We start from the raw sequence: 22,553 nt of genomic DNA, 5'->3' as shown, positions 1-22,553 counted from the left end.
TCAGCCACCGGTCGTGGGAACGGCCGCGTCGCCGTACTCCACCGCCACCACGCGGGCCGGCGCGGCCTCCACGCCGGCCACCTTGATCGGCAGGGCGAACAGCTGCACCACCGGCTGCTGCAGCTCGTGCAGGTTGGTCACGTATTCCAGGATCGGGATGCCGGCCGCCAGGAGGGCGTGGTGCACCGGCGATTCGGCGTCACCGGGACGTTCGGTCAGGCAGTCGAACCCGACGAGGACGGCGCCGTTGTCGATGGCCCACTGCGCGGCCGACGGCGTCATGTACGGCGGGCGGTCCCAGTAGTCCTCGGCGCCCCAGTTGCGGTGCAGGTAGTCGGTGCGGACGAGGAGGCGGTCCCCGGGCGTCCACCGGTCGCCCACCGCCTTGTCCAGGTCCTCGGCCGTCACCGGCTCCAGGTCCCCCTTGTGCGACAGGTCCGCCACGCACGCCCGGCCGATGAGGGTTTCGAGCGGGACGTCCTCGATGCCCTCGGCCCCCGGGTAGAAGTGCTGCTTGTACTCCACGTGCGTGCCGTTGTGCGGGAAGATGTGCAGCGTGGAGAACGTGCGGTTCGTGCCGTACGGATCCGTCTCCGGCGTCATCGCGCGGTCGAAGGTGAAGCGCGGGAACCAGTCGGCCGGATAGGACGGCATTCCCTCGTAGAATCCGTGGGTAAGGTCGACAATGCGCATTGGTCAGCCGTTCTGCTGGTGGTGATCTACGTCGTAGAAGCCGGTCCCGTCGAGATACCTGATGGTGTTCAGATCCCGTTGCAGGACTCCGTCGGACTCGTGGTGCAGCGTGACGGTGAGCGGATAGGTCAGGTCGTTCACGGTGGGCTGGATGGCACTTCCCGGCGCGACGAAGGTCCGCAGCCCGCGGAGGCTCTGCAGGGCCTCGATCTGCTCGATCCCCCGGTAGGAGACGAGCGTCCCGCGGTACGGCGATGCCAGCGCCGACCAGGCGAAGTACCGCTTGAGCCGGTACGGCGTACCGCAGCGCGCGTCGAAGCGTTCCGGCCGGACGTAGCAGTCGACGGTCCAGTCGAGCTGTGATTCGCCGATCGCCTCGGCCGCGAAATAGGGCAGTTCGCCGCCCGAGATGCGCGCACCGATCTCCACCAGGCAAGGGCCGTCCGGTGTCATCTTGATTTCCAGATGGGCCGGACCGAACCGGATTCCGAGGGCGTCCAGCACGGCGAACGCGTACGCGGTCAATTCGGCGAGGCCGGGCGCGTCCGGCTCCAGCAGGACGCTCTCCACCAGCAGGTCGGTGATTCCGTTCACCGACAGCCGGCCGGATCCCCAGCTGTCGGTGACATGGTGCCGCCCGGCACGGCTCACCGTGTTGACGATGTACTCCGCGCCCACGAGGTACTCCTGCGCCACCGCACCGGAGTTCGGCAGCGAGAAGATGTTCTCCCGCCCCATGATCGCCGCGAGTGCCGCAGCGGACCGGTCGGGAGTGTCGCAGAACGTCACACCGTCGCCGGCGGCACTGCGCAGCGGCTTGACCACGATCCGGCCACCGACCTCCCGGTGCCACGCGCGTAGTTCGGCCTCGTCGGTCACGTGTACCTGGCGCGGCGTGCGCAGCCCGGCGGCCGCGACCTGTTCGATCATCTGGAACTTGTCGCGCCTGGTCGCGCTCAGCTTGGTGCCGTTGGTGTCCAGGCCAAGCAACTCACTTATTTCATCGGCCAGTTCAACGCCCAGTTCGCTGCCGGTGAGGACGGCTGCCGGCTGGTACGCGGACAACTGCCGGACGGTGTCCTCGATGTCGCCCCGGTGCACCACGTTCGCGACGTAGCCGTCGAGATCCAGCGGACCGCGGTACACCGCCGGGACCTCCGCGGTGCTCTGCAGGCGGACGCAGGGATACCCGGCCTCCAGGAACGCGGGCGGCAGTCCCCGGGCCGGTGCGTACGGATCGACCAGCACGACATGCTTCATGCGACGTCTCCCACCGGTTCGGCGCTGATGCGGAAGTCGGCGGCGGCGACCTGGATGGCTTCCTCGACCGTCCGGCTCGTGGTGCCCCGGAACCGGAACCGGCCGCCCACGTGCTCGTAATAGGCGTCGGCCAGCGGCAGCACCTCGCCGCGGCCCAGCAGTGCTTCGGCGTACAGGCCGGGGACCTGCCCGCTCAGCGGGGTGACCTCGGTGATGCGGCACGGCCGCCGCGCCGGCGACGGCACCAGCAGCCAGCCGGCGACCTCGCCGTTCGTCAGCACCGGCGAATCCAGCGGTTCGCCCAGTTGCAGCCTGAGCGCCGCCGCCATCAGGTCGTACCCGTGGACCTCCCGCCACAGGAACGGGATCTCGCTGCCTCCCACCCGGGCCCCGACCTCCAGGAACGTGCACTCGGGCTCGCCCGTGCCGACTGCCGGTGCGACGAACAGCTCCAGGTGGAACACCAGCGGATCGGTGTCGAAGGCGGCGACGAAGCGCTCCGCGGCGGCGCCGACCGCGGACACGATCGCCGGGCTGTCCTCCTCGACCGATCCCAGGTAGTCGCCGGTCCGGAAGGCGAGGCAGGTGTTGACGTACCGGGAAGCGCGGAAGGCGGCGAGGCGTCCGTCCAGGTACACGCCGTCCACGTGGTAGATCGGGTGCGGGTTGTAGACCTGGGCGAGCATCGGCCGCCCGGTGAAGTCGATCCCGTCCGCGTCGGACGGCCCCTCCAGCCGTGCGACACCGTCGCTGGAGCTGCCGATCCGTGGCTTCACGATGACGGGCCAGCCGTGCTTCCCGGCGAAGGCGCGGACCTCGTCGGCGCTGTCGACCGCCGCGAGCGGAGGCACCGCAAGGCCGCGGGCACCGACGACGTCGGCCATCACGAGCTTGTCGAGGAACCGCAGCGCCTCGTCGGGCCGGGTTCCCTCGCAGTCCCACTCGGCCCGGAGCGCCGCCGCCGTCAGCAGGTCGTCCTCCTTCAGCGCGACGATCCGCCGCGGCGGTCCGTGCCGCTCCGCGAGGGCCGAGACCGCCCGGCGCACCGCCGCGAGGTCGTCGGTGTTCGCGACGATCTCGACGCCGGCGGCCAGGTCGGGAACCCGGGCCCGGCCGACCTCGGTCGTGACGTAGCTGACGCGGTGGACGGTGTGATCGAGCACGGCCGCGTAGTCGACGTACTCCGCCCGCCACCGGTGGATGACCACCACGTGGTCCTGGACCGACGCACTCATCGCGAATCCTTCATCGTCGTTGGGGGATTGACCGGCCGATCACCGGCAGGTGGGCACGCGGGCAGGCCGCATCACGCCGGCCACGTGCGAAGGCAACGGCAGGCGTTGCGGTGGACGGACCACGCGTGCGATCTCGAAAGGCAAGGCGAGGATCTCTGCCGCAGCGCTGAAGTCGCGCGCGTCCTCTGGAAACGTCGGCCGGCCGTTCGCCCGGTCACGGCGGCGTCGGGCCGATCCCGACACCTGCGGCGCACCGGCGGCAGCCGGATGATGCGGCTAGCGCCGCCGGCCACACCTACAACAAGTGAGCAGCCCGACGGAACCGTCCGGGCAACTCACACCATCAGACCTTCTGTCCATGAATGAAACCCCCGTTTGATCATGTCAGCGTCAGGAGCCTACGGCGGGGTTGATCCATCACGCAACCCCTGAGGCTCCAGAGGATCGACTTGTTGCTTTCGGTTCGTCGGTCCGTCGACTTGAGCGGGTGTTTCCGTGGGTCAACAAGTCTTTCTTGCAGTGGAGTTCGGCTATATCCGACTCATCTGATCAGCTGTCGGCGGTATGTGCCGTCGGCTCGGGGCGGGTTCGGCCGGCCGCAGTGGGATCCGACGTGTCGTGCGAGCAGGTGGGTGTTCGCGAGCCGACCGTGTCCGCCGGCGCCGCATCGGAGGCGGCGGCACCGCCGGCCGCTCGTGGGGTCGGCTCGTCCGCCGGACACTGCGGAGAGGCTTCGGCGGATGCGGTGATGGTCCACGCCGTCCGCGCGGCGGGGAACGCCGCGTACCGGTCCGTCCTGCCCGTGCCTTCCCTGTCAACTCGCCTACCTGACAGGGGTGTTGCGGAGCGATGCCGGGCCGGGAGCGGTGATCGTCGACCTGCGGTCGCTGCGGGCGGCCGGGACCGCCGGTGCCGTGCACCCGTACGCTGCGTGCCACCGCTGCGCGAGACGCTTGCCGGTTCGTCGGTTCGTCGGACGGCGCGAGGCAAAGGCAAAGGCAAGGAGAGCCCGCTCCTTGCCACTCTCAACATATAGCGTGCCGGGGGGCTTGCCGCAAGGCCCGGGTCACGGCGCAGAATCGTCGGCCGATGCCACTGCCGGCGGCAACGGGGGCGCGACGTGCGTGTGTCGTTGTCGACGTACGGGGGGTGCGGTGACGTCGAATCAGTGGGGGACCGGCCGTGCAGGCGCGCCCGCCCGCCCGTCCGGGTGGAACGGCCGGGTGGAACGGCCGGGCGGCTCGGCAGAGGGAAGGCGACGGGGAATGACGACGTGCCCGACAAGCGGTTCGGCAAGAGGATCGACAAGAGGTTCGGCAGAGGTGGAGGCACCGGTGGGGCGAACGGCCGTGGCAGGGCAACGGAGCACGACGGCCCCGGAGGTGTCGCAGTGATCGAGCCGTACGTGTGGGACCTTCACGAGGTCGACGGGACGCAGGTCGCGCTCGTCGGCGGCAAGGGTGCGTCCCTGGGCCGGCTGGCGCGGATCGACGGCATCCGCGTGCCTGGCGGCTTCTGTGTGACGACGGACGCCTTCCGGCGGATCATGGCGGAAGCCCCGTCGATCGACGACCGACTCGATCGGTTGTCGCGCGTGGACCCGGACGACCGGGAGGCGATCCGCACGCTCAGCGCGCAGATCCGCCGGACCGTCGAAGGGATCGCCGTCCCGGACGATCTCGCGGCGGCGATCACCCGCGCGCTCGCCCGGTCCGGCGAGCAGGCCGCCTACGCCGTCCGATCCAGCGCGACGGCGGAGGACCTGCCGACGGCCTCCTTCGCCGGCCAGCAGGACACGTACCTGAACGTCGTGGGGCCGGCGGAGATCCTCCGGCACGTCAGCCGGTGCTGGGCCTCGCTGTTCACCGAGCGGGCCGTGACCTACCGCCGGCGGAACGGCATCGACCACCGTACGGTCCACATGGCCGTGGTCGTGCAGCAGATGGTCTTCCCGCAGGCGGCCGGCATCCTGTTCACGGCCGACCCCGTCACGGGCAACCGGAAGACCGCCACCGTGGACGCCGGCTTCGGCCTCGGCGAGGCCATGGTCTCCGGCCTGGTGAACCCGGACGTCTTCACGGTACGGGACGGCGAGGTGACCGCCAGGACGATCGCCGCCAAACAGCGTGCCGTTCACGCCCTGCCGGCCGGCGGCACGCAGGAAGTGGCGATCGACGCGCAGCGGCAGGAGGAGCCGGCGCTGACGGATGCGCAGGTCGTGCGGCTCGTACAGCTCGGGCGGCGGATCGAGGCGGACTTCGGCCGCCCGCAGGACATCGAATGGTGCCTGGTCGACGACGGCTTCCGGATCGTTCAGAGCCGCCCGATCACGACGCTGTTCCCCGTTCCCGAGGCCGGCGACCAGGAGAACCACGTCTACGTCTCCGTCGGCCACCAGCAGATGATGACCGACCCGATGAAGCCCCTCGGGCTCTCCATGTGGCAGCTGACGGCCATGGCGCCGATGCAGGTGGCCGGCGGGTGGCTGTTCGTCGACGCCACCCGGCGCCTTGCCTCGCCCGCGAGCCGTGCCGCCCTGCTGGACCTCATGGGGAGGGGGGATCCGCTGGTCAGGGACGCTCTGGAGACCGTCCTCGACCGCGACGACTTCGTCCTGCCGCTCCCGGACGCGGCTCCCGGCGGGCCGCCGGCCGGCGGTGCGCCCGCCCCGCTCGGGACCGATCCGGCCGTCGTCGCCGAACTGGTCGAGCGCAGCCGGCTGTCCGTCGCGGCGCTGGAGCGCGACATCCGCACGAAGACCGGACCGGCGCTGTTCGACTTCCTGCTGGAGGCCTTCGAGGAGCACCGGCGGGTCCTCGGCGATCCGCTGAGCATGCAGGTGATCATGGCGGGGATGGAGGCCACCTGGTGGCTCAACGACAAGCTGCAGGAGTGGCTGGGTGAGAAGAATGCGGCCGACACGCTGACGCTGTCCGCCCCCGGCAACATCACGTCGGAGATGGGACTGGCACTGCTCGACGTCGCGGACGTGATCCGCCCGTGGCCGGAGGTGGTGGCGTTCCTGCAGAGCGTCCAGGACGAGAGCGTTCAGGGCGGGGGTGCCCTGGGTGAGGACGTTCAGGGCGAGGGCTTCCTGGACGGGCTGGCGAAGCTCGCGGGCGGGACCGAGGCGCGCGACGCCGTCGAGGCCTACCTCGACCGGTACGGCATGCGCTGCGTCGGCGAGATCGACATCACGAGGCCGCGGTGGCACGAGCGCCCCACCACCCTCGTGCCGGTGATCCTCGACAACGTCAGGCTCTTCGAGCCGGGTGCCGCCGGGCGGCGCTTCGAGCAGGGGCGGCAGAAGGCGGAGGCGAAGGCACGGGACGTGCTCTCACGCCTGCGGGCCCTGCCGGACGGGGACCGGAAGGCCGACGAGGCCGAGCGGATGATCGACCGGGTCAGGACGTTCATCGGGTACCGGGAGTACCCGAAGTACGGCATCATCAGCCGCTACTCCGTCTACAAGCAGGCCCTGATGGAGGAGGCCGGGCGCCTCGTGCAGGCCGGCGTGCTTCCCGAGCGGGAGGACATCTTCTACCTCACGTTCCAGGAACTCCACGCCACCGTGCGCTCGCAGCAGGCGGACCACCGGCTCGTCCGGCAGCGCAAGGACGCGTTCCGTTCGTACCACGCGCTCACACCGCCCCGGGTGCTCACCTCGGACGGCGAGGCCGTCAACGGGGCCTACCGGCGCGACGACGTGCCGGCCGGCGCCCTGACCGGTCTCCCGGTCTCCACCGGGACCGTCGAGGGACGGGCCCGCGTCATCCTCGACATGGCGCAGGCCGACCTCGAAGCGGGCGACATCCTGGTCACGACCTTCACGGACCCCAGCTGGTCGCCGCTGTTCGTCGGGATCGCGGGCCTGGTGACGGAGGTGGGCGGCCTGATGACCCATGGCGCAGTGATCGCCCGGGAGTACGGCCTGCCGGCCGTCGTGGGCGTCGGGCAGGCCACCCGGCTGATCCGGGACGGGCAGCGGATCCGCGTGCACGGAACCGACGGGTACGTCGAGGTCCTGCCCTGACCGGTCGCACGCCGGAAGCCCCGTCCGCGGCTTCCGGCGTGCGCCCCGCGGATCCCGCGCCGCCTCCTCGCCGCGCCCCGGGCGGCCCGTACACCGGAAGTCCGGGCTACCCCCTGGCGGCAGGGGGCGGGCCGGCGAGGGGCGCCGGGGGAGCGGGGGCGTCGTGCAGCAGCAGGTCGAGCAGCGAGTCGACGTAGTCGGCCAGCTGCCCGGCGCTGTTCAGCGGCAGCGAACCCGGCAGCCGCGCGGCCAGCTGGTCGTGTCCGACGTGCGCCGTGTAGCCCAGCGTCGCGCGCTGGCGCGCGACCGCCGGCGGGAAGCCGATCTCCTCGAAGAGGCCGACCAGGTAGTCGATCCGTCGTTGCACCACCCGGCGCACCACGGGCGCGACGAGCTCGTGGTCGGCCGAGGCGAGCACGTTGACGGCCACCGCGTTCTGTTCGGCGAAACCGCTCACGCGCGTGAACAGCGCACGCAGCCGGGCCACAGGGTCCGGCTCGGCGGCCAGTGCCGCGATGGTCGCCTCGGTGAACCGCTGCTCCCAGAGCGAGAGCGCCGCCACGACGACCGCGTCCCGGTTGGCGAAATGCCAGTAGAAACTGCCTTTGGTGGTGCCGAGCTTCGCGGCGAGCGGCTCGACGGCCACTGCGGCAAGCCCGCCCTCGCCGAACACGGTGAGCGCGGCCTGCGCCCAGTCGTCCGCGGTCAGCCGGCGTCGCTCTTGTCCCATGTCCGTACGCTAGCGTACGGTCGATCCATACGCTGCCGTATGGTCGGCGGTGTGCGAGGGGGACACCGTGCAGAACATCCAGCGCCGCACCATCGACGCACCCGCCGCCGACGTCGGCGCCCTTCTGGACCGGCTGGGCACCCCGCAGGACCAGATCTGGCCGAGCCCCGCCTGGTCCGCGCTGCACCTCGACGCCGGCCTCGCCGTCGGCTCGCGCGGCGGACACGGCAGGATCCGGTACGCGGTGACCGAGTACGAGCCCGGCCACCGGGTGCGCTTCGCGTTCGCCCCCGGCCTCGGCATCACCGGCCATCACGAATTCGCCGTCGTGCCCGACGGGCCGATGCGCTGTCAGATCGTCCACACCGCGGTCGGATCCACCGAGGGCCGGATGCGCCTCATGTGGCCGCTGGTGATCCGCCGGCTGCACGAGGCCCTCCTCCAGGACGCCTTCGACAACGTCCAGCGCGCGGCCACCGGCCGAGCCCCCCGGCCCGCGCGCCGGTCTCCGTGGGTCCGCCTGCTGCGCCTCGCCCTTGCCCCGCGACAGTACACACCGGACGTGCCGGCCGACGACGACGGCACCGTGCGACCCGGCCGGTGACGACGGCACCCACGACGGCCCCGCGCTCGAATCGCGGGGGCCGTCGTGGGTGCCGGGCTGTCAGGTCCGGAGACGATCCGGGCGGCGGACGCACCGGCCGTGGCCGCCCCTGCCGTTCTCCTGCCGTTCCCCTGCCGTGGTGGCGGCCTCCGGTGTCGGTCCTCCGGGGGTGTCAGTCCTCCGAGCCGGCCGGGGGCAGGGCGTTGCCGCTTCGACAGCCGACGAAGGACGCGTTGGGACAGGTGGCGTCGAAGCCCATGCCGTACGTGGCGAACGCCGTCCAGGCGGCCGTGCGGACGGCCGGGTACTCCACCGCGGTGATCCCGGAGCCGCGGAGGTCCTTGAAAGCCCGCATGATCGCGTCGCGCGCGGTGAGGAAGGAGGGGTTCTTCGGTGTGAGCTTCAGCCCGTCGACGACGGCCTGCCAGGTCACCCGGTACCCGCGGCGGCGGTCGCCGAGCGCGTCACCGACCTTGCGGGTGACCTCCATCAGCGCCGCACACCAGATCTCACCGACGTCGTGCACCTCGCGGTAGCTCAGGTCGGGGTGGCCGGCGACCTGTCCGCTCCTCCTGCCGATGTCGCCGAACCTGCCCGGGTAGCCGGAGTTGTACGGCCGCTGGCGGATGCCGGCCGGGTCGTCGACGACCCAGTTCCCGACGACCTCGCGGTCCACGGTGTTCAGGGAGTTGCGGATGCTCAGGGCGAAGTAGTCGCTCCAGCCCTCGCCCATCGAGACGGACTGGTCCTCCTCCAGGCCCTCCGCGTCGAACAGCCCCCCGACCAGCCGGTTGCTCACACCGTGGGTGAACTCGTGGCCGACGACGTCCCAGTCGCGGGCGGTGTGCCGGTGCGTACTCGTGACGAGGCCCATCACCATCATGCCCGCCAGGCCGTCCGCCCGGGTGGCCATGGTGGCCGTCCCGGGCACCTGCCGCGGGTCGGCGACGGCGATGACCGGGTCTCCGCCGAGGCCCTGCCCGCTCGGGTTGACGGTCTGGAAGTTCCCGTGCGCCTCGTCGAAACCGAGGACCTGGAAGAAGTCACGGGCGTAGTTGCAGAAGAAGAAGATGTTGGTGACGAGTTGCTTCGGGCTGTCGGCCGGGTCGTCGAACACGCCGTTGCCGGAGGCGTCCAGCGGGATCGTCACCGGTTGCCGGCTCACTCCGTCCAGGGCCCGCACGTTGTTCCCGACGGTGGCGGCGGTGCCGTTGGTGACCTCCACCCAGGTGCTCGGGATGCCGGCCGGCGGCGGGAGCGAACCACCGTTGGTCTCCACGTTCGGGTAGTCGGCCGCGGGCAGCGGGAACGGCGCCAGGTCGAAGGCGCTCTCGGCCGGGTTGCGGCGGAAGACCCGCCCGGCGAGCGCCCGGTGCGCCCGGTCCTGGAAGTACAGGATCTCCGGTTCCTCCGGGTTCGCGGTACGGCCGTCGGCCTCCACCAGCGCCTGGTACTGCGTCGTCCAGTTGTCGCGGGAGAGGACGAACCGCCAGCAGAGCCGGACGTCACCGCCCATGTACAGGTACATCAGCCGGGTGGGCACGGCCTCGTCGAACGGGCCCTGCGAGAAGGTCATCGGCTGGTCGTTGCCGGACTGCGCCGCCAGCCGCCGGAACCCGCCGGAGACGTCCAGCCGGGGCAGCTCGCTGGTGCCGAACGGACCGGTGAGCTCCCGGGACGCGGCCGCCTTCGCGGCAGCGACGCGCAGCGCGGTCTCGGCCGGGACGGTCGGGCGCACCGGCAGGTCGGGCGGCAGGCTCACGGTGTCGCCGACCAGCCGCTCCACCGTTCTGTCGCCGCGCAGCCACACCTTGGGCGCCATGCCCCACACGTCGATGCCGTTGCTGGTCTGCTGGAGGCTCACCACCCGCAGGCCCTCGCTGGTGGTGGCCACCGCGGGGTCCGCCACGAACTCCACCGGCTCGTCCGCCGCGAAGCCGATCGCCGGGGCGACCGAGGCGAGGTACTCCTTGGCCCGGGCGATGAGGGCGGCGTCGGAGGCGGGTGTCGCTCCGGACGCACCGTTCCCGGCGGTGCCGCTCTCGAAGGCCGGCGCAAGGTCCACCCGGAGCTCGGTCAGGTGTCCGGTGAAGCGGTTGACCTTCTCGGGCGCGCCGGAGAGCGTCTCGGTGACGTCGGAGAGGAAGGCATCGGCCCCGTCCACGGTGTCCAGGTGGTCGTAGCTCATGTCCCGTTGGTCGATGATGTCGGTCATGGTGCGGTCCTAGGTGTCGGCGGGTCACAGGCCCGCGAGGGTGAGGGCGGCGGTCGCGACCGTCCGGGCGACGGCCGCCGAGTAGGCGGTGTCGTGGTCGGGGTCGGCCAGGGTGTCCCCCGGGCGGTGGTACTGACGGGTGCCGGTCTCGGGGAGGGTGTCCGGGAAGAAGTTCTCGCAGACCGCGACCGCCGGCCAGCCGCGTTCGTGGAAGCTGGCGTGGTCGCTGCGGCCCGCCGCCGGGTCGGCAGGGCCGGACAGCCGCTGGCACACCAGGTCCGGGGCGATGCTGGCGGCCGCCCGCTCGACCGCGGCGCCGAGCGCGTCCGAGGCCGGCCCGACCGGTCCGGCCACGGCCGAACCGGCATGGATCTCGAAGGTGCGAGGCCCCTCGCGGCGGCCCGCGATCATGTCCATCTGCAGCACGGCGGAGATCCGGTCACCCGTCGCGGCCGCCGCCCGCGCGTACGACTTGCTGCCGACCAGCCCCTGCTCCTCGGCGTTGAACAGCACGAACCGCACCGAGCGGGCGGGCGTCAGGCCGGCGGCCAGCATGTCGGTCAGGCACTCGGCGGTGGCCAGCACCGCCGCGACCCCGCTGCCGTCGTCGTCCGCGCCGGGCGCGGGATCCACCGCCGGGTCGTACCGGCGGGGCCGGCCCGCCCGGTCGAAGAACGTGCCCTCCAGCGCGGTGGAGTCCAGGTGCGCGGTGACCAGGACGGCCGAGTCCGCACCGGCGACCCGGTGCTCGGCCTCCACGTTCGCCAGCCGGTGGCCCCGCCACACGAACTCCTGACGACGGGTCTCCAGTCCGAGGCCGGCGAGCCGGTCCAGCAGGGCCTGCACCACCCGGGGGTTGTCCTCGTTCTCCGCGTTCCGGCTGCGGACGGGCGGCCGCAGGTCGCCGTCCACCAGCGGCGCCGCGCCGGAAACCCTGGCCACGTGCTCGTGGACCACCGCGGCCGTGACGGTCGACCGGACGGCCTCCACGGTCCGTTCGGAGGGTGCGGCGTCGAGGGCGCCGCCGACCGGACCGGCGGAGACCAGCCCGGAGGCCGCGGCCTCCCCGGGACGGCTCAGCAGCGCGGGGTCGGCCAGCAGCCGTTCGGTATGTCCGGGCCGCGCGGCCGGCAGGTGCAGCTCCTCCACCCGGAGCGCGGCGGCCGCCGCCAGGTAGGTGCCGCCGGGGGCCGGTCCGAGGTCCACCGGGCCGGCGGTGTCCGAGCCTGCCCGCGCCGCGGTCCCGGTCCCGGTTCCGGTCCCGGCCCCGGCCGCTCCGGCCGCCTCGGGCAGGGCCGCCTCCGGCGGGAACGGCGGGTGGTCGCCGCGGACCAGGAAGGCCGCGGTGTCCTCCACCGTCGCCCGGAGGTCCACCGTGAAGCCGGCCTGCTCCAGCACCGCCGCACCCTCCGCGGTGGCCATCGCCAGCACCAGACGGTCGGAGGCGACGTGGAGGGGCACCACCTCGGCCGTGTTCGCCACCGCCTCCAGTGCCGGCAGGCCGAGGCCCTCCGGCAGCCCGATCCGGACGAACCGCACCGGCCTGCCCTGGGCGGCGGCCCGGGTGAAGACCGGGTGGGCGGCCGTCGCCATCCCGGCCTCCCGGGCCTGGGCGCGTTCGCCGGGGTCCTCCCCGACGAACACGCAGTCGGCGGAAGACACCCCGGACGCGGCAACGGCCCGGTCGAAGATCTCCGGGGAGTCCTTGCTCCCCCAGAGCAGCAGGGTGTGGTCGGGGAACCGGCCGGGGAACGCCGTCTCCAGGGCCGCCGCCGCGCGCTGCCGGGCCGCCTCGCCCGGGCCGGGATCGGAGACGACCCCGCGGCGGCTGTCCGCGAGGCCGTCGAGCACCTCATGGACCCGCCGCCGCGGGCTGAGCACCAGCACGCCGTCGGCGCCGACGGCGGCGTCGGCGAGCGTCGCGCCGATGTCGAAGAAGAACACGGTCATCGCGGCCTCCACGGCTGGCACGGAGCGGTCGGGCACCGTGCTGCGGGATCCAACGCGGCCCATGCTAGGTCGCCCGCCGCATCCCCGGAACGGTGGAACTGCCCAGCCCTTCCGGGGTCGGACGGCGTGGTCAACCAGGCTGTGGAGCAGGCGGGTTGGGGATGGTGTGGGTAGTTCCACCGGTGCCCCGCCGCGTGCCGTCCGGTGCGCCGCGCCCGGTGTCCGGCCCGACCCTGCGCGGCGGGTGAACCACGGCGGGTGAACCACGGCGGGTGAACGGCGGCAGGCCGGTCGGTCGTCCGGGGCCGGGCTTCCTCCAGCGGCCCGGGCGGCCGGAGAATCCGTCGGCGGACCGCCGGCCCGTGACAATCCGTCACGGGTGTCGAAAAAGGACCGGCGCCGGGTTCCGTGCATCCGTCAGGGGAACTTGATTGTCAATCATCGGAGGAGGAGAGTGGGAGAAGGGGGAGGCAGGAATCGGAGCGCCTGAGGAGAACGCATGAAGAGACCGGCCTGAAGGGAACGGGAGTCAGGCGCTCAAGAACATGCGGAAGACGACGGCGAGGAGTTGAGAGCTCAACAAGAATCGGAAATGCGCGTGCCGGGGACGGATCTCCTCGCCCCGGCGGAGGCATTTCGGCGAAGGCATTTCAGAGTGATGAAGCGTGTCGGTCTGCGCGTCCACGGCGAGGGCTGCAGGATCCCGGTCCTGGTCCCGCCGGTGGCTCCCTGACCGGGGGGCCGGTCTGCCCGTGGGAGCGGCCTGCCCGTGGGACCGGTCTGCGCAGGCGATCGCAGCGCCGCTGCCGAATCGGCAGCGGCCGTGTTCCGGAAACCGTGACTCCGGGCGGATGCGGCCGAGGCGGCTGATGAAAATCCCTGCCGTCGGTCGGGCCGCACGCCCGTGAAGAGGGATAACCATGTCCGACGATTTCAGTCTTCCTCCGCCAGAACTTCTGCGCGTCGAAGTGGTGGATCTGGGCCCTGTCATCGACCCCCCGTTCACCGACGCCAGGAGCTGGCGCGAATACCTGCCGAAGGTGCGCACTGCGCCGGTCGACTTCGAGCCGATGGAGCCCACCCTCACCGACGACGGAGTGCAGCGCGCGATCGAGTTGGCACTCGCGTCCGAAGAGGTCGGGCGAGAGCTGACCGGCAAGCGTTGCGACGTCCTGAGCGTCGGAACGGCGGCGACCGATCGGGGCAGCGAACACCCGCTGGTGACCATCTTCAACTACACCGACGGCATCGTCGTCGAGGCGCTGGTCGACCTCGACTCCGGGACGGTCCTGGACGCGGGAACGGCGGACCGCCAACCGCCGCTGTCGGACTCGGAGCGCATCCAGGCCCTGGAGCTGCTGCGCGGGGAGGATGCACTGGCCGGTGCCGGTGTCGACTTCGAAACCGGGATGGGGCTGATCGTCGAGGAGGTCGACTTCCGGAACCCGCGGTACGGGCATCGCCTCGTCGACCTGCGGTTCGGCCCCCGGGACAGGCGCCTGCCGACCGCCTTCGCCGTCGTCGATCTCACCGACCAGGACGTCGTCGCGGCCGGTCGGGTACCTCAGGAGGTGTCGTCATGACGTCCAGCGGGACCATGCAGCCGTTGTCCGGTACTTCCCTCACGTCGTCCGGCCTCATGTCGTCCGGCGGGCTGGTGCAATGGCCGCCGGAAGCCCCGGTGTGGAGCTTCCAGTGGCAGATGGTCGACGGGGACAGCGAAGCGATCTCCTTCACCGGCGTGCACTACAAAGGGCAGAAAGTCCTGCACAAGGCGAGCCTGCCCATGATCCGCGTCCAGTACGACGGCCCCGCGGGCCCGTACAAGGATGCCCTGAGCAGCGGAAACATGCAGGGGCCGGTCAAGGTTTACGAAGGAACCAACCCGGCATACCGATTTCTTGTGGTGGAGAGCTACCACACCATCGGCGCCTACCGGTTGACCAACCGATGGATCTTCCGAAGTGACGGCATCATCCTGCCGCAGCTCTACAGCGCAGGACTTCAGGCACCGTACAACCATCGTCACCACGCGTACTGGCGGTTCGACTTCGACATCGTCGGCGCCGCCGACAATCTCGCGCTGGAGCACCTCCCGGTCGGCACGGACTGGGGCTACGGTGCCGGCTGGCTGCCGTACACCACCGAGTCGGTCGTCGCCCGCTCGCCCCGGAGCACCTACGCGGTGCTGAACAAGGCGAACCCGCTGGGAAGGACGACGGGGTACCTGATCGCCCCGGGCCCGTTCGACGGTGTCGCCGACGGGTTCGGACGGCTCGATGCGGCGGTGCTCACCTATCGCGCGGCCGAAGACCTGCGAGGGCGCCTGGGGACGTCGCAGGACGACCAGATCCTGACGCAGGCCACCGGTGAGAGCATCAACGGCCAGGACCTCGTGCTCTGGTGGTGCGCCCACCTCGGGCACCACGCCAGCGAAGGCGGCAACGAGTGGCACGTGTGCGGGCCGATACTGCAGCCGTTCGGCTACCCGTGACGGCTCCGAATCCCATGAGCCGGCTGTCCGGCGGGAGGTCGCAGATGCGTCTCCGGCCGGACAGCCGCCTCCGATCCGACATCCCCGATCCGACATCCCGGTCCTCCGACGTCCCCGATCCGACATGCCGACCCGACGTCCCCGGGCCGGAACCCCGGACGGACGTGCTGCCCGTACAGGACTGGGAGCGCTCTCGTGAGACGGGCCTCAGGCCCCGAGGTCCAGGGTCACCAGTTGGGCCTTGTGGGTGGAGAACCCGGCCGGGTCGCGCAGCTGGTACCTGCTGACGCGGACGTCCGCCGAGGTGTAGGTCGCGTCGAGCCGCCACAGCCAGGCCCCCCGCAGGGCGAACGACACCGGGTACACCGAGGTGCTGGCTGCCACCGCGTCGCGCAGCGGCGCGAGGTGGCGTAGTTCGCCCATGTTGGGAAGGGAGTTGAGGGTGCCGGAGACCACCACGGGGTGGGGGTTGTCCCGGAGGTCGGCGCCGAGCACCTTCCACTGCGCCGAGCGGTACGCGGCCAGTTGGTGCACCGAGGTGTAGAAGTGGCCGGTCAGCGGGGACTGCCCGAGGTCGAAGGGGTCCGCGATGTGGACGTTGTAGACGCTCGTCCGCCGTCCTGCGACCAGTACGTCGGTGCGCAGCACGCGCGCGTCCCAGTAGTCGGCCCATCGCGACAGCGGTTCCATCGGACGCGCCGTCAGGACCTTCTCGCCGACGACCGGCAGCCGGCTCAGGGTGAGCAGTTCACCGCGGCTCACCAGGGTGTACCCGGGGAACTCGGTGCGCAGCCGTGCGGTGTCGTCCAGCGGATCGGGCCCGTCGTCGCCCTGGACCATGTACTCCTGGAGCAGGTAGACGTCCGCGTCCAGCGATCTCAGGTAGGCGTAGAAGCGGTCGGGGTCCTCGTTCTCGTGCCAGAACAGCGTGTCCCAGGAGGCGATGCGGACCGATCCGGCAGCGGGTGTCCGGGGGTCGTCCGTCAGCGCGGCGAGGTTCAGCCCCGAGCCCTGCGCGCCCAGGGCGAGCGCGGCGACCGCGCAGGCCAGCGCGGTGCGGGTGGCCCAGCCGACGGACGGCCGGCGCACCGCGTACGCGACACCCCAGGCCGCCAGGATCAGCAGGGGCGCGAGGACGTACACCGGGGGTGGCAGCAGATCGGGCAACACCCACCACCAGGCCCGGCCGCTGAGCAGCAGGTGCGCGAGCGTGAAGGCCAGCCAGCCGGCGGCGCAGGCCACCCAGACGACCAGCGCCGCACGCTGCCGGCGCCCTCCGGCGGGTGTGTCTCCTGTCATAGCGAACGAACCTACGTGCGGGGCCGCTCGGTCGGCAGACCAATTCGGTGCCGGATCGGCAGACCAATGCGCACCACCGCGGCGATCCGCTCGACCGCACCCTCCACGGCCGCGTCGGGCAGGTTGCCGTAGCCGATGACCAGGCCGGGCGCTTGCGGGTCGGGCCAGGTGCGGTAGGTGTCCAGGTCGGAGATCCTGACGCCGTCGCGGCTGAGGCTGCGGACGACCTCCGCCGACTTGATGCGCGCCGGCAGGTGGGCGACCAGGTGCAGGCCGGCGTCGGCCCCGCCGATCCGGGCTTCGGGCAGGGACGCGGCGAGGTGCCGGACGAGTTCGGTGCGGCGGACCCGGTAGCGGTTGCGGGTGGTGAGCAGGTGCCGGTCGTACGCGCCCGTCTCCAGGAAGCGGGCCAGCGTCGCCTGGATCAGCCCGGACGGCGGGGGGAAGCAGGCGGCGGTGAACTGCGTGGCCCACGCGCGCGGGCAGAGGAGCCAGCCGATCCCGATGGCGGGGGCGAGGGTGGTGCTGGTCGAGCCGAACAGCAGGACCCGGTCGGGATCGAGGCTCTGCAGCGTACGGGCGGGGCGCCCGCCGTAGCGGAAGGGTGCGTAGGAGTCGTCCTCCAGCACGATGCCGTCCGCCGCGTGCGCCCAGGACAGCAGCGCGGCCCGGCGGGCGGACGACATGGCCGCCCCGGTGGGGAGTTGGTGGGCCGGGGTGACGAGGACGGCGCGCAGACCCGGATGCCGGGCGAGGTGATCCACCCGGAGCCCCTCGTCGTCGACGGGGATGCCGACCACCTCCAGCCCCTGTGCGGCCGCGACCTTCCGCAGCTGCGGCCGGCCGGGGTCCTCGACCGCCAGGGCGGTGACGCCGGAGTTGCGCAGGGCCCAGCAGGCGTGGGCCACACCGCCGGTCACACCGTTGGTGATCACCACGTCGGCCGCTCCGGCGTGGGCGCCGCGGCTTCGGCGCAGGTAGTCGGCGATCAGTTCGCGCAGGGTGGGGTTGCCCCCGATCTGGGGGTACGCGAGATCGGTGAGCGCACCGGTCACCATGGTGCTGCGAAGGGCTTCGAGCCAGCGCCGGTTCGGGAAGGCGCGCAGGTCGGGCCGGCCCGGGGTCAGGTCGTAGCGGACCGGGGCGGGCGCCGGGGTGCTGGACTCGGTGGTCTGCGGGGCGGGGGCGCAGACCCGGGTCGCGGACCCCTGCCGCGCCTCCAGGTGTCCCTCGACGACCAGTTGGTTGTAGGCCTCGGTGACCGCCCAGCGCGAGCAGCGCAGTTCGACGGCGAGGTTGCGGCTGGGAGGCAGGACGGCTCCGGGGGCGAGCCGTCCGGCGCGGATCGCGGCGCGCAGTGCTGCCGTGAGCCGTTCCCGGAGGCTGCCGTGCGGCTGGGCGTCGAGGTCGAGAAAGACGTCCCACGCCAGATTGGATCGTTCGTTTGGCCGGTGATTGGACCGGGGGGGCTGCGAACGCGGTGGATATAAAAGATCCGGTGCCACGGGGGTCACCGCGAACGAACGAGTCTGCTGTGGAAGCGCTCCCATGGGGAGTGAGGATAGCGACCCGGGCAAGCCTCACCCCCGCCATGGAGGGGAGGAACCATGCCGCCGACGGTCTCGGTGGTCGTACCGTGCTTCAACGCCGCTCGCACGCTGCCCGCCTGTCTCGCGGCCATCGCCGCACAGACGGTCACGCCCGGTGAGGTCGTCGTCGTCGACGACGCAAGTACGGACACCAGTAAGGCTGTTGCCGCGGCAGCTGGGGTACGGGTGATCGATCAGCCCCACAACCGGGGGGTCTCGGCGGCCCGCAACCGCGGCGCGGCGGAGACCACGGGAGCGGTGCTGTTCTACGTGGACGCCGACGTGGCGCTGGCACCGGACGCGCTCGCGGAGGCCCTCGCGGTCCTCGACGCCGAGCCGGAGGTCGGCTGCGTCCACGGCATCTACGAGACCACGCCGCTGATCGACGACGGGCCGCTGGAGCACTACAAGATCCTCAGCAATCACTACTGGCGCCGGCGCAGCGTGGGACGGGTCGGCACGGCCCTGTTCGCCCTGGGGGCGATCCGCCGCGAGGTCCTGGAGCGGGCGGGTGGCTTCGACGAGACCCTGCGTGACGGTGAGGACGTCGAGTTGAGCATCCGGCTGCGGCCGCTGTGCGCGATCCGGCTGACCGACGGGGTCGCCGGCCGCCACGACGACGCGGACCGGTGGCGCGCCGTGCTGGGGGAGCAGTTCCGGCGCAGCCGGTTGCTGGTGCCGATGGCGCGGGCCGAGCGCCGCCCGGGCCGGGCGGAGCCGCCCGAGGCGGAGGCGCCGACGCTGACCGGTCAGCGGCCGGTCGCCGTGGCGGCCACCGCGGCGGCCCTGGGCGCGCTGGCCCTCATGCCCCTCGCGGCGTTGGTCACCGGCGGGTGGCCGGTGTTCGGGGCGGTGGCCGCGGCCGCGCTCCTCTGCGCGCTGCTGGCCGATCCCGGGCTGCTGGCCTTCGTCCGCCGTGAGCGCGGCTGGCCGTACCTGGGGTACTTCCTCGTCGCCCAGGCGGCCGTGCTGACCGTCCTGGTCGCCGGTGCGGTGACGGGTGCGCTGCCGGTCGGGCGGGGGCGCCGCCCGGGCACGCCGCGGCGGCCGAAGGCCGCGGTGCCGCGATGAGCAAGCGTGCACTGCGGCGCTGCCTCGCCGTCGGCTACGGGGTCTGTGCCGCGGCCGGCATCGCCTTCGCGTTGCACGGGGCGCAGTGGAGCGGGGCCCGCGAACTGCTGACCCCGCACGCGATGCCCTGGCTGGTCGCCGCCCTGCTGGTCAACGTGGCCGGCATCGGCCTGGGCATGGTGGCCTGGCGCGAGCTGCTGACCGGGCTGGCCGGGCCGGTGCCGGCCCGGCCGGCGAGCCGGCTGTACTTCGTCAGTTTCCTCGGCAAGTACATCCCCGGCCGGGTGTGGACCCTGCTCGCCCAGATGCGCCTGGCCGACAGCGTGGGCGTGCGACCGGCCGCGATGACCGCCACCTTCGGCCTGAGCCTCGCCGTGGTGACCGTGACCGGCCTCGTCGTCGCCACGCTGATCGCGCCGAGTCTGGGTGTGGGCGCCGGATGGCTGGCCCTGCCGGCCAGCGTGCTCGTGGCGGGGCTGGCCTGGCCGCGGTGGATCGCCGCGCCGATGGTCTGGGCGTCCCGGCTGGTCCGGCGGCCGTTGACCATCCCCACGGACGTCGACCGGCGGCTGCGTACGGCGGTGACCGTGCAACTCGTCTGCTGGGCGGTCTCGGGGCTGCACCTGTGGCTGCTGGCGGTGGTGCTGGGTGCCGACCCGCTGCGCGCCCTGCCCGCAGCGGTCGGCGGTTTCGCCCTCGCGATGGTGGTCGGCTCCTACGCGGTGTTCGTCCCCGACGGCGCCGGGGTGCGAGAGGTGCTGCTCGCCCTGGTCCTCGCACCCGTGCTGCCCGCCACCGCCATCGGCGTCGCCGTGCTCGCCAGTCGCCTGATCTGTCTGGTCACCGAGGTGGCGACCGCCCTGGTCGTCTGCTTCGGCGACATCGTCCGCACCAGAATCGAGGTATCGCATGTCGACATTGATGTCCATTGAGGATGCGGAGGCACTGGACGTCGGCGAGGTCCACCGCCTGTACCGGCGCTACGTCAACAAGAGCCAGGTCGGCCTGATGACCTCGTTCGGCTTCGGCCGGGAGCTCGTCGAACGGGCCGAGGGCGCCCACATCTACCAGCGTGACGGCCGCCGGATCCTGGACTTCACCGGAGGCGTCGGGGTACTCAGCCACGGGCACAACCACCCGCGCATCCTCGCCGCACGGCAGCGCTTCGCCGAGCAGCAGCGCATGGAGGTGCACAAGACGTACTTCTCGCCCTACCTGGCGGCGCTCAGCCACAACCTGGCGACGGTCCTGCCCGGCGACCTCAACATGTCGTTCCTGCCGAACTCCGGCGCCGAGGCCGTCGAGGGCGCGGTCAAGCTGGCCTTCAAGTACCACGGGGGCAAGCGGAAGACGGTGCTGCGGGCCGACATCAGCTTCCACGGCAAGCTCCTCGGCTCCGGCGGGCTCACCGCGGGCGCGCAGAACCACTTCGAGTTCCCGACCATCCCCGGCATCGACACCTTCGTCTACGACGACCTCGACAGCGTCGCCGCACTCGTCGAGCGGCACAAGGGCGACGTGTACGCGCTGCTCATCGAGCCGTTCAGCGCCTCGACCCTGCGCTGGTGCTCGGAGGAGTTCCTGCGCGGGGTGCGCGAGTTGTGCACCCGTCACGACATCGTGCTGATCTTCGACGAGATCTACACGGGCTGGGGCAAGACCGGATCCCTGTTCTACTTCATGCGCTACGACGGGCTCGTCCCCGACGTGCTGACGACCTCCAAGTCGTTCGGCGGCGGCAAGAGTTCGGTGTCCGCGTACGTGGCCAGGGATCCGATCTTCCGCAAGGCGTACGACAACATGCACGACGCGCTGCTGCAGTCGACGTCCACGACGTACTACGGCTTCGGCGAGGAGTGCGCCACGGCGATCGAGGCCATCAACGTGGCCGTCGAGGACGACTTCCCGGCCCGCGCCCGGGCGATCGAGGCCCAGCTGGAGCCGGGGCTGCGCCGCATCGCCGCCCAGTACCCGCAGGCGATCCGCGAGGTCGCCGGCGCCGGCGCGCTGTGGGGGATCTTCATCGACGGCGGCCCCAAGGTGCTCGACCTGATCGCCCGCATGGCCCCCGGCGGCCTCGCCAAGGACCCCCGCTTCCGGGCGAAGCTGGTCACCTCCGCCGTGGTCAACGCCCTCTACCGGGACCACGACGTCTACGCGTACTACACCCTCAACGGGCTCAACCCCCTGGTCTTCGGACCACCCCTGGTGGCCTCCTCCGAGGACGTCGAGCACGCGCTGGCCGCGCTGGACGCCGTCCTCGCGCAGGGCCTGACCAAGCTGGTCACCCGTCTGCTGGCGGAGAAGGTGAGCACCCTGTGGTGAACGGCGGATCCCCCCGCACCATCGCCGTCACCGGCGCCGCCGGCATGCTGGGCAGCCACCTCACGGCCCGGCTGCTGGCCGACGGCCACCACGTGCACGGCCTCGACATCCGGGAGTACGGCTCCGACCCGCACGAGCGCCTGGAGTGGAGCGTCGCCGACATCAGGGACGAAGCCGCCATCGGTGCCGCGCTGGGCAGGACCAAGCCCGACGTCGTGATCCACACCGCGGCGGCGCTGCCCAGCTACCCGCGGGAGCAGATCCGCTCGATCATCGTGGACGGCGCCCGGGGGGTGTTCGAGGCGGCGGCCGCCCTCGGCACCGAGCGGATCGTGCACGTCAGCTCGACCGCCGTCTACGGACTGCCGTCGGTCGTGCCGACCACGGAGGAGTACCCGCGCGAACCCACCGACGACTACAGCCACGCCAAGGCGGACGCCGAGGTCGTCGCCGAGGAGTTCCGGGCCAAGGGGCACTGCGTCAGCATCCTGCGACCCAAGACCTTCCTCGGACCGGGCCGCATGGGCCTGTTCGCCATGCTCTTCGAATGGGCCGAGGAGGGCCGCAACTTCCCCGTGCTGGGCAGCGGCAACGTCCTCACGCAGATGCTCGCCGTCGAGGACCTCGTGGACGGCGTCCTCGCGGCCGTCCACGCCGAACCCGAAGCCGCCAACGACACCTACAACCTCGCCGCCACGCAATTCGGCACCGTCCGCGAGCAGTTCCAGGCGATCCTGGACGCCGCCGGGCACGGCCGCCGTGTCGTCTCCGTCCCCGCCGCACCGGCCGTCGCCCTGCTGGGCGCACTCCAGCGCGCCGGCCTGTCCCCCGTCTACGGACGCCTGCTCCACAAACTGCGCGGCGACTCCTACGTCAGCGTCGAACGCGCCGCCACCGGGCTCGGCTTCAGCCCCCGCCACTCCACGACGGATGCGCTGCTGCGGTCCTACGAGTGGTGGCGCGGCACGGACACGAAGTCGGCCACCAGCGGCAACACCAGCCAGCAACCGTGGCGGCAGGGCGTGCTCGCCGCCGCGAAGGTCTTCTTCTGAACG

The 22,553-nt window shown here is 71.9% G+C and carries 16 protein-coding genes; 8 read left to right on the top strand and 8 right to left on the bottom strand.

Annotation, left to right across the window (positions count from 1 at the left end):
* From SNE206_RS18905 to SNE206_RS18895, 3 genes are read right to left on the bottom strand one after another with little or no spacing between them, the layout of a single operon-like run.
* Window positions 1–693, bottom strand: a complete 693-nt coding sequence (locus SNE206_RS18905) for a cyclase family protein (protein ID WP_407914583.1) — start codon at window positions 691–693, stop codon at window positions 1–3.
* A gap of 3 nt (window positions 694–696) precedes the next feature.
* Entirely contained in the window at window positions 697–1,953 is a 1,257-nt protein-coding gene (locus SNE206_RS18900) for a biotin carboxylase (protein ID WP_407914582.1), read from the bottom strand.
* The gene (locus SNE206_RS18895) at window positions 1,950–3,188 is read right to left on the bottom strand and encodes an acetyl-CoA carboxylase biotin carboxylase subunit family protein (protein WP_407914581.1); all 1,239 of its coding nucleotides are present in this window, start codon (window positions 3,186–3,188) and stop codon (window positions 1,950–1,952) included. Before SNE206_RS18895 ends, SNE206_RS18900 begins: the two co-directional genes overlap by 4 nt.
* A gap of 1,390 nt (window positions 3,189–4,578) precedes the next feature.
* Here SNE206_RS18895 and rph point away from each other — a divergent pair.
* Window positions 4,579–7,221: a rifamycin-inactivating phosphotransferase gene (rph, locus tag SNE206_RS18890; RefSeq protein WP_407914580.1), complete on the top strand. Its 2,643-nt coding sequence runs from the start codon at window positions 4,579–4,581 to the stop codon at window positions 7,219–7,221.
* Between the two features lie 106 nt (window positions 7,222–7,327).
* Here rph and SNE206_RS18885 read toward each other — a convergent pair whose 3' ends face one another.
* On the bottom strand, window positions 7,328–7,951 hold the full coding sequence (locus tag SNE206_RS18885; protein WP_407914579.1) for a TetR/AcrR family transcriptional regulator: 624 nt from the start codon (window positions 7,949–7,951) through the stop codon (window positions 7,328–7,330).
* A 67-nt stretch (window positions 7,952–8,018) separates the two neighbouring features.
* Here SNE206_RS18885 and SNE206_RS18880 point away from each other — a divergent pair, with 67 nt between their 5' ends.
* Window positions 8,019–8,555 (top strand): SRPBCC family protein, encoded by a 537-nt coding sequence (locus tag SNE206_RS18880; protein ID WP_407914578.1) that lies wholly within the window; start codon window positions 8,019–8,021, stop codon window positions 8,553–8,555.
* Between the two features lie 172 nt (window positions 8,556–8,727).
* On the opposite strand, the gene SNE206_RS18875 is transcribed toward SNE206_RS18880, so the two are convergent.
* Together SNE206_RS18875 and SNE206_RS18870 are read right to left on the bottom strand one after the other, a co-directional pair.
* A complete protein-coding gene (locus SNE206_RS18875) occupies window positions 8,728–10,770 on the bottom strand; it encodes a M36 family metallopeptidase (RefSeq protein ID WP_407914577.1) in 2,043 nt (680 codons plus the stop codon).
* Between the two features lie 24 nt (window positions 10,771–10,794).
* Window positions 10,795–12,720, bottom strand: a complete 1,926-nt coding sequence (locus SNE206_RS18870; protein WP_407914576.1) for a M28 family metallopeptidase — start codon at window positions 12,718–12,720, stop codon at window positions 10,795–10,797.
* A 920-nt stretch (window positions 12,721–13,640) separates the two neighbouring features.
* On the opposite strand from SNE206_RS18870, the gene SNE206_RS18865 reads away from it, so the two are divergent.
* Both SNE206_RS18865 and SNE206_RS18860 read left to right on the top strand, forming a co-directional pair.
* On the top strand, window positions 13,641–14,303 hold the full coding sequence (locus SNE206_RS18865; protein ID WP_407914575.1) for a hypothetical protein: 663 nt from the start codon (window positions 13,641–13,643) through the stop codon (window positions 14,301–14,303).
* Complete coding sequence (locus SNE206_RS18860) at window positions 14,300–15,214, top strand: hypothetical protein (protein WP_407914574.1); 915 nt, start codon at window positions 14,300–14,302, stop codon at window positions 15,212–15,214. The genes SNE206_RS18865 and SNE206_RS18860 overlap by 4 nt, the downstream gene beginning before the upstream one ends.
* Window positions 15,215–15,421: 207 nt before the next feature.
* On the opposite strand, the gene SNE206_RS18855 is transcribed toward SNE206_RS18860, so the two are convergent.
* A complete protein-coding gene (locus SNE206_RS18855) occupies window positions 15,422–16,513 on the bottom strand; it encodes an endonuclease/exonuclease/phosphatase family protein (RefSeq protein WP_407914573.1) in 1,092 nt (363 codons plus the stop codon).
* An 11-nt stretch (window positions 16,514–16,524) separates the two neighbouring features.
* Entirely contained in the window at window positions 16,525–18,063 is a 1,539-nt protein-coding gene (locus SNE206_RS18850; protein ID WP_407914572.1) for a PLP-dependent aminotransferase family protein, read from the bottom strand.
* A 57-nt stretch (window positions 18,064–18,120) separates the two neighbouring features.
* Here SNE206_RS18850 and SNE206_RS18845 point away from each other — a divergent pair, with 57 nt between their 5' ends.
* Genes SNE206_RS18845 through SNE206_RS18830 form a run of 4 tightly spaced genes read left to right on the top strand, consistent with a single transcriptional unit; the run spans window position 18,121 to window position 22,550 of the window.
* The gene (locus SNE206_RS18845) at window positions 18,121–19,173 is read left to right on the top strand and encodes a glycosyltransferase family 2 protein (protein WP_407914571.1); all 1,053 of its coding nucleotides are present in this window, start codon (window positions 18,121–18,123) and stop codon (window positions 19,171–19,173) included.
* Entirely contained in the window at window positions 19,170–20,105 is a 936-nt protein-coding gene (locus tag SNE206_RS18840) for a lysylphosphatidylglycerol synthase domain-containing protein (RefSeq protein ID WP_407914570.1), read from the top strand. Before SNE206_RS18845 ends, SNE206_RS18840 begins: the two co-directional genes overlap by 4 nt.
* The gene (locus tag SNE206_RS18835; RefSeq protein WP_407914569.1) at window positions 20,083–21,498 is read left to right on the top strand and encodes an aspartate aminotransferase family protein; all 1,416 of its coding nucleotides are present in this window, start codon (window positions 20,083–20,085) and stop codon (window positions 21,496–21,498) included. The genes SNE206_RS18840 and SNE206_RS18835 overlap by 23 nt, the downstream gene beginning before the upstream one ends.
* On the top strand, window positions 21,495–22,550 hold the full coding sequence (locus SNE206_RS18830) for an NAD-dependent epimerase/dehydratase family protein (RefSeq protein WP_407914568.1): 1,056 nt from the start codon (window positions 21,495–21,497) through the stop codon (window positions 22,548–22,550). Before SNE206_RS18835 ends, SNE206_RS18830 begins: the two co-directional genes overlap by 4 nt.
* Window positions 22,551–22,553: the final 3 nt, after the last annotated feature.

The sequence above is a fragment of the Kitasatospora sp. NE20-6 genome, from assembly GCF_045862635.1.
This window is presented reverse-complemented; position numbering and strand designations above follow the sequence as displayed.

Excerpts from the sequence above, each read along its gene's own strand:
- SNE206_RS18905 (WP_407914583.1), bottom strand. The coding sequence starts at position 693 with ATGCGCATTGTCGACCTTACCCACGGATTCTACGAGGGAATGCCGTCC.
- SNE206_RS18900 (WP_407914582.1), bottom strand. The coding sequence starts at position 1,953 with ATGAAGCATGTCGTGCTGGTCGATCCGTACGCACCGGCCCGGGGACTG.
- SNE206_RS18895 (WP_407914581.1), bottom strand. The coding sequence starts at position 3,188 with ATGAGTGCGTCGGTCCAGGACCACGTGGTGGTCATCCACCGGTGGCGG.
- SNE206_RS18885 (WP_407914579.1), bottom strand. The coding sequence starts at position 7,951 with ATGGGACAAGAGCGACGCCGGCTGACCGCGGACGACTGGGCGCAGGCC.
- SNE206_RS18875 (WP_407914577.1), bottom strand. The coding sequence starts at position 10,770 with ATGACCGACATCATCGACCAACGGGACATGAGCTACGACCACCTGGAC.
- SNE206_RS18870 (WP_407914576.1), bottom strand. The coding sequence starts at position 12,720 with ATGACCGTGTTCTTCTTCGACATCGGCGCGACGCTCGCCGACGCCGCC.
- SNE206_RS18865 (WP_407914575.1), top strand. The coding sequence starts at position 13,641 with ATGTCCGACGATTTCAGTCTTCCTCCGCCAGAACTTCTGCGCGTCGAA.
- SNE206_RS18860 (WP_407914574.1), top strand. The coding sequence starts at position 14,300 with ATGACGTCCAGCGGGACCATGCAGCCGTTGTCCGGTACTTCCCTCACG.
- SNE206_RS18855 (WP_407914573.1), bottom strand. The coding sequence starts at position 16,513 with ATGACAGGAGACACACCCGCCGGAGGGCGCCGGCAGCGTGCGGCGCTG.
- SNE206_RS18850 (WP_407914572.1), bottom strand. The coding sequence starts at position 18,063 with ATGGGAGCGCTTCCACAGCAGACTCGTTCGTTCGCGGTGACCCCCGTG.
- SNE206_RS18845 (WP_407914571.1), top strand. The coding sequence starts at position 18,121 with ATGCCGCCGACGGTCTCGGTGGTCGTACCGTGCTTCAACGCCGCTCGC.
- SNE206_RS18840 (WP_407914570.1), top strand. The coding sequence starts at position 19,170 with ATGAGCAAGCGTGCACTGCGGCGCTGCCTCGCCGTCGGCTACGGGGTC.
- SNE206_RS18835 (WP_407914569.1), top strand. The coding sequence starts at position 20,083 with ATGTCGACATTGATGTCCATTGAGGATGCGGAGGCACTGGACGTCGGC.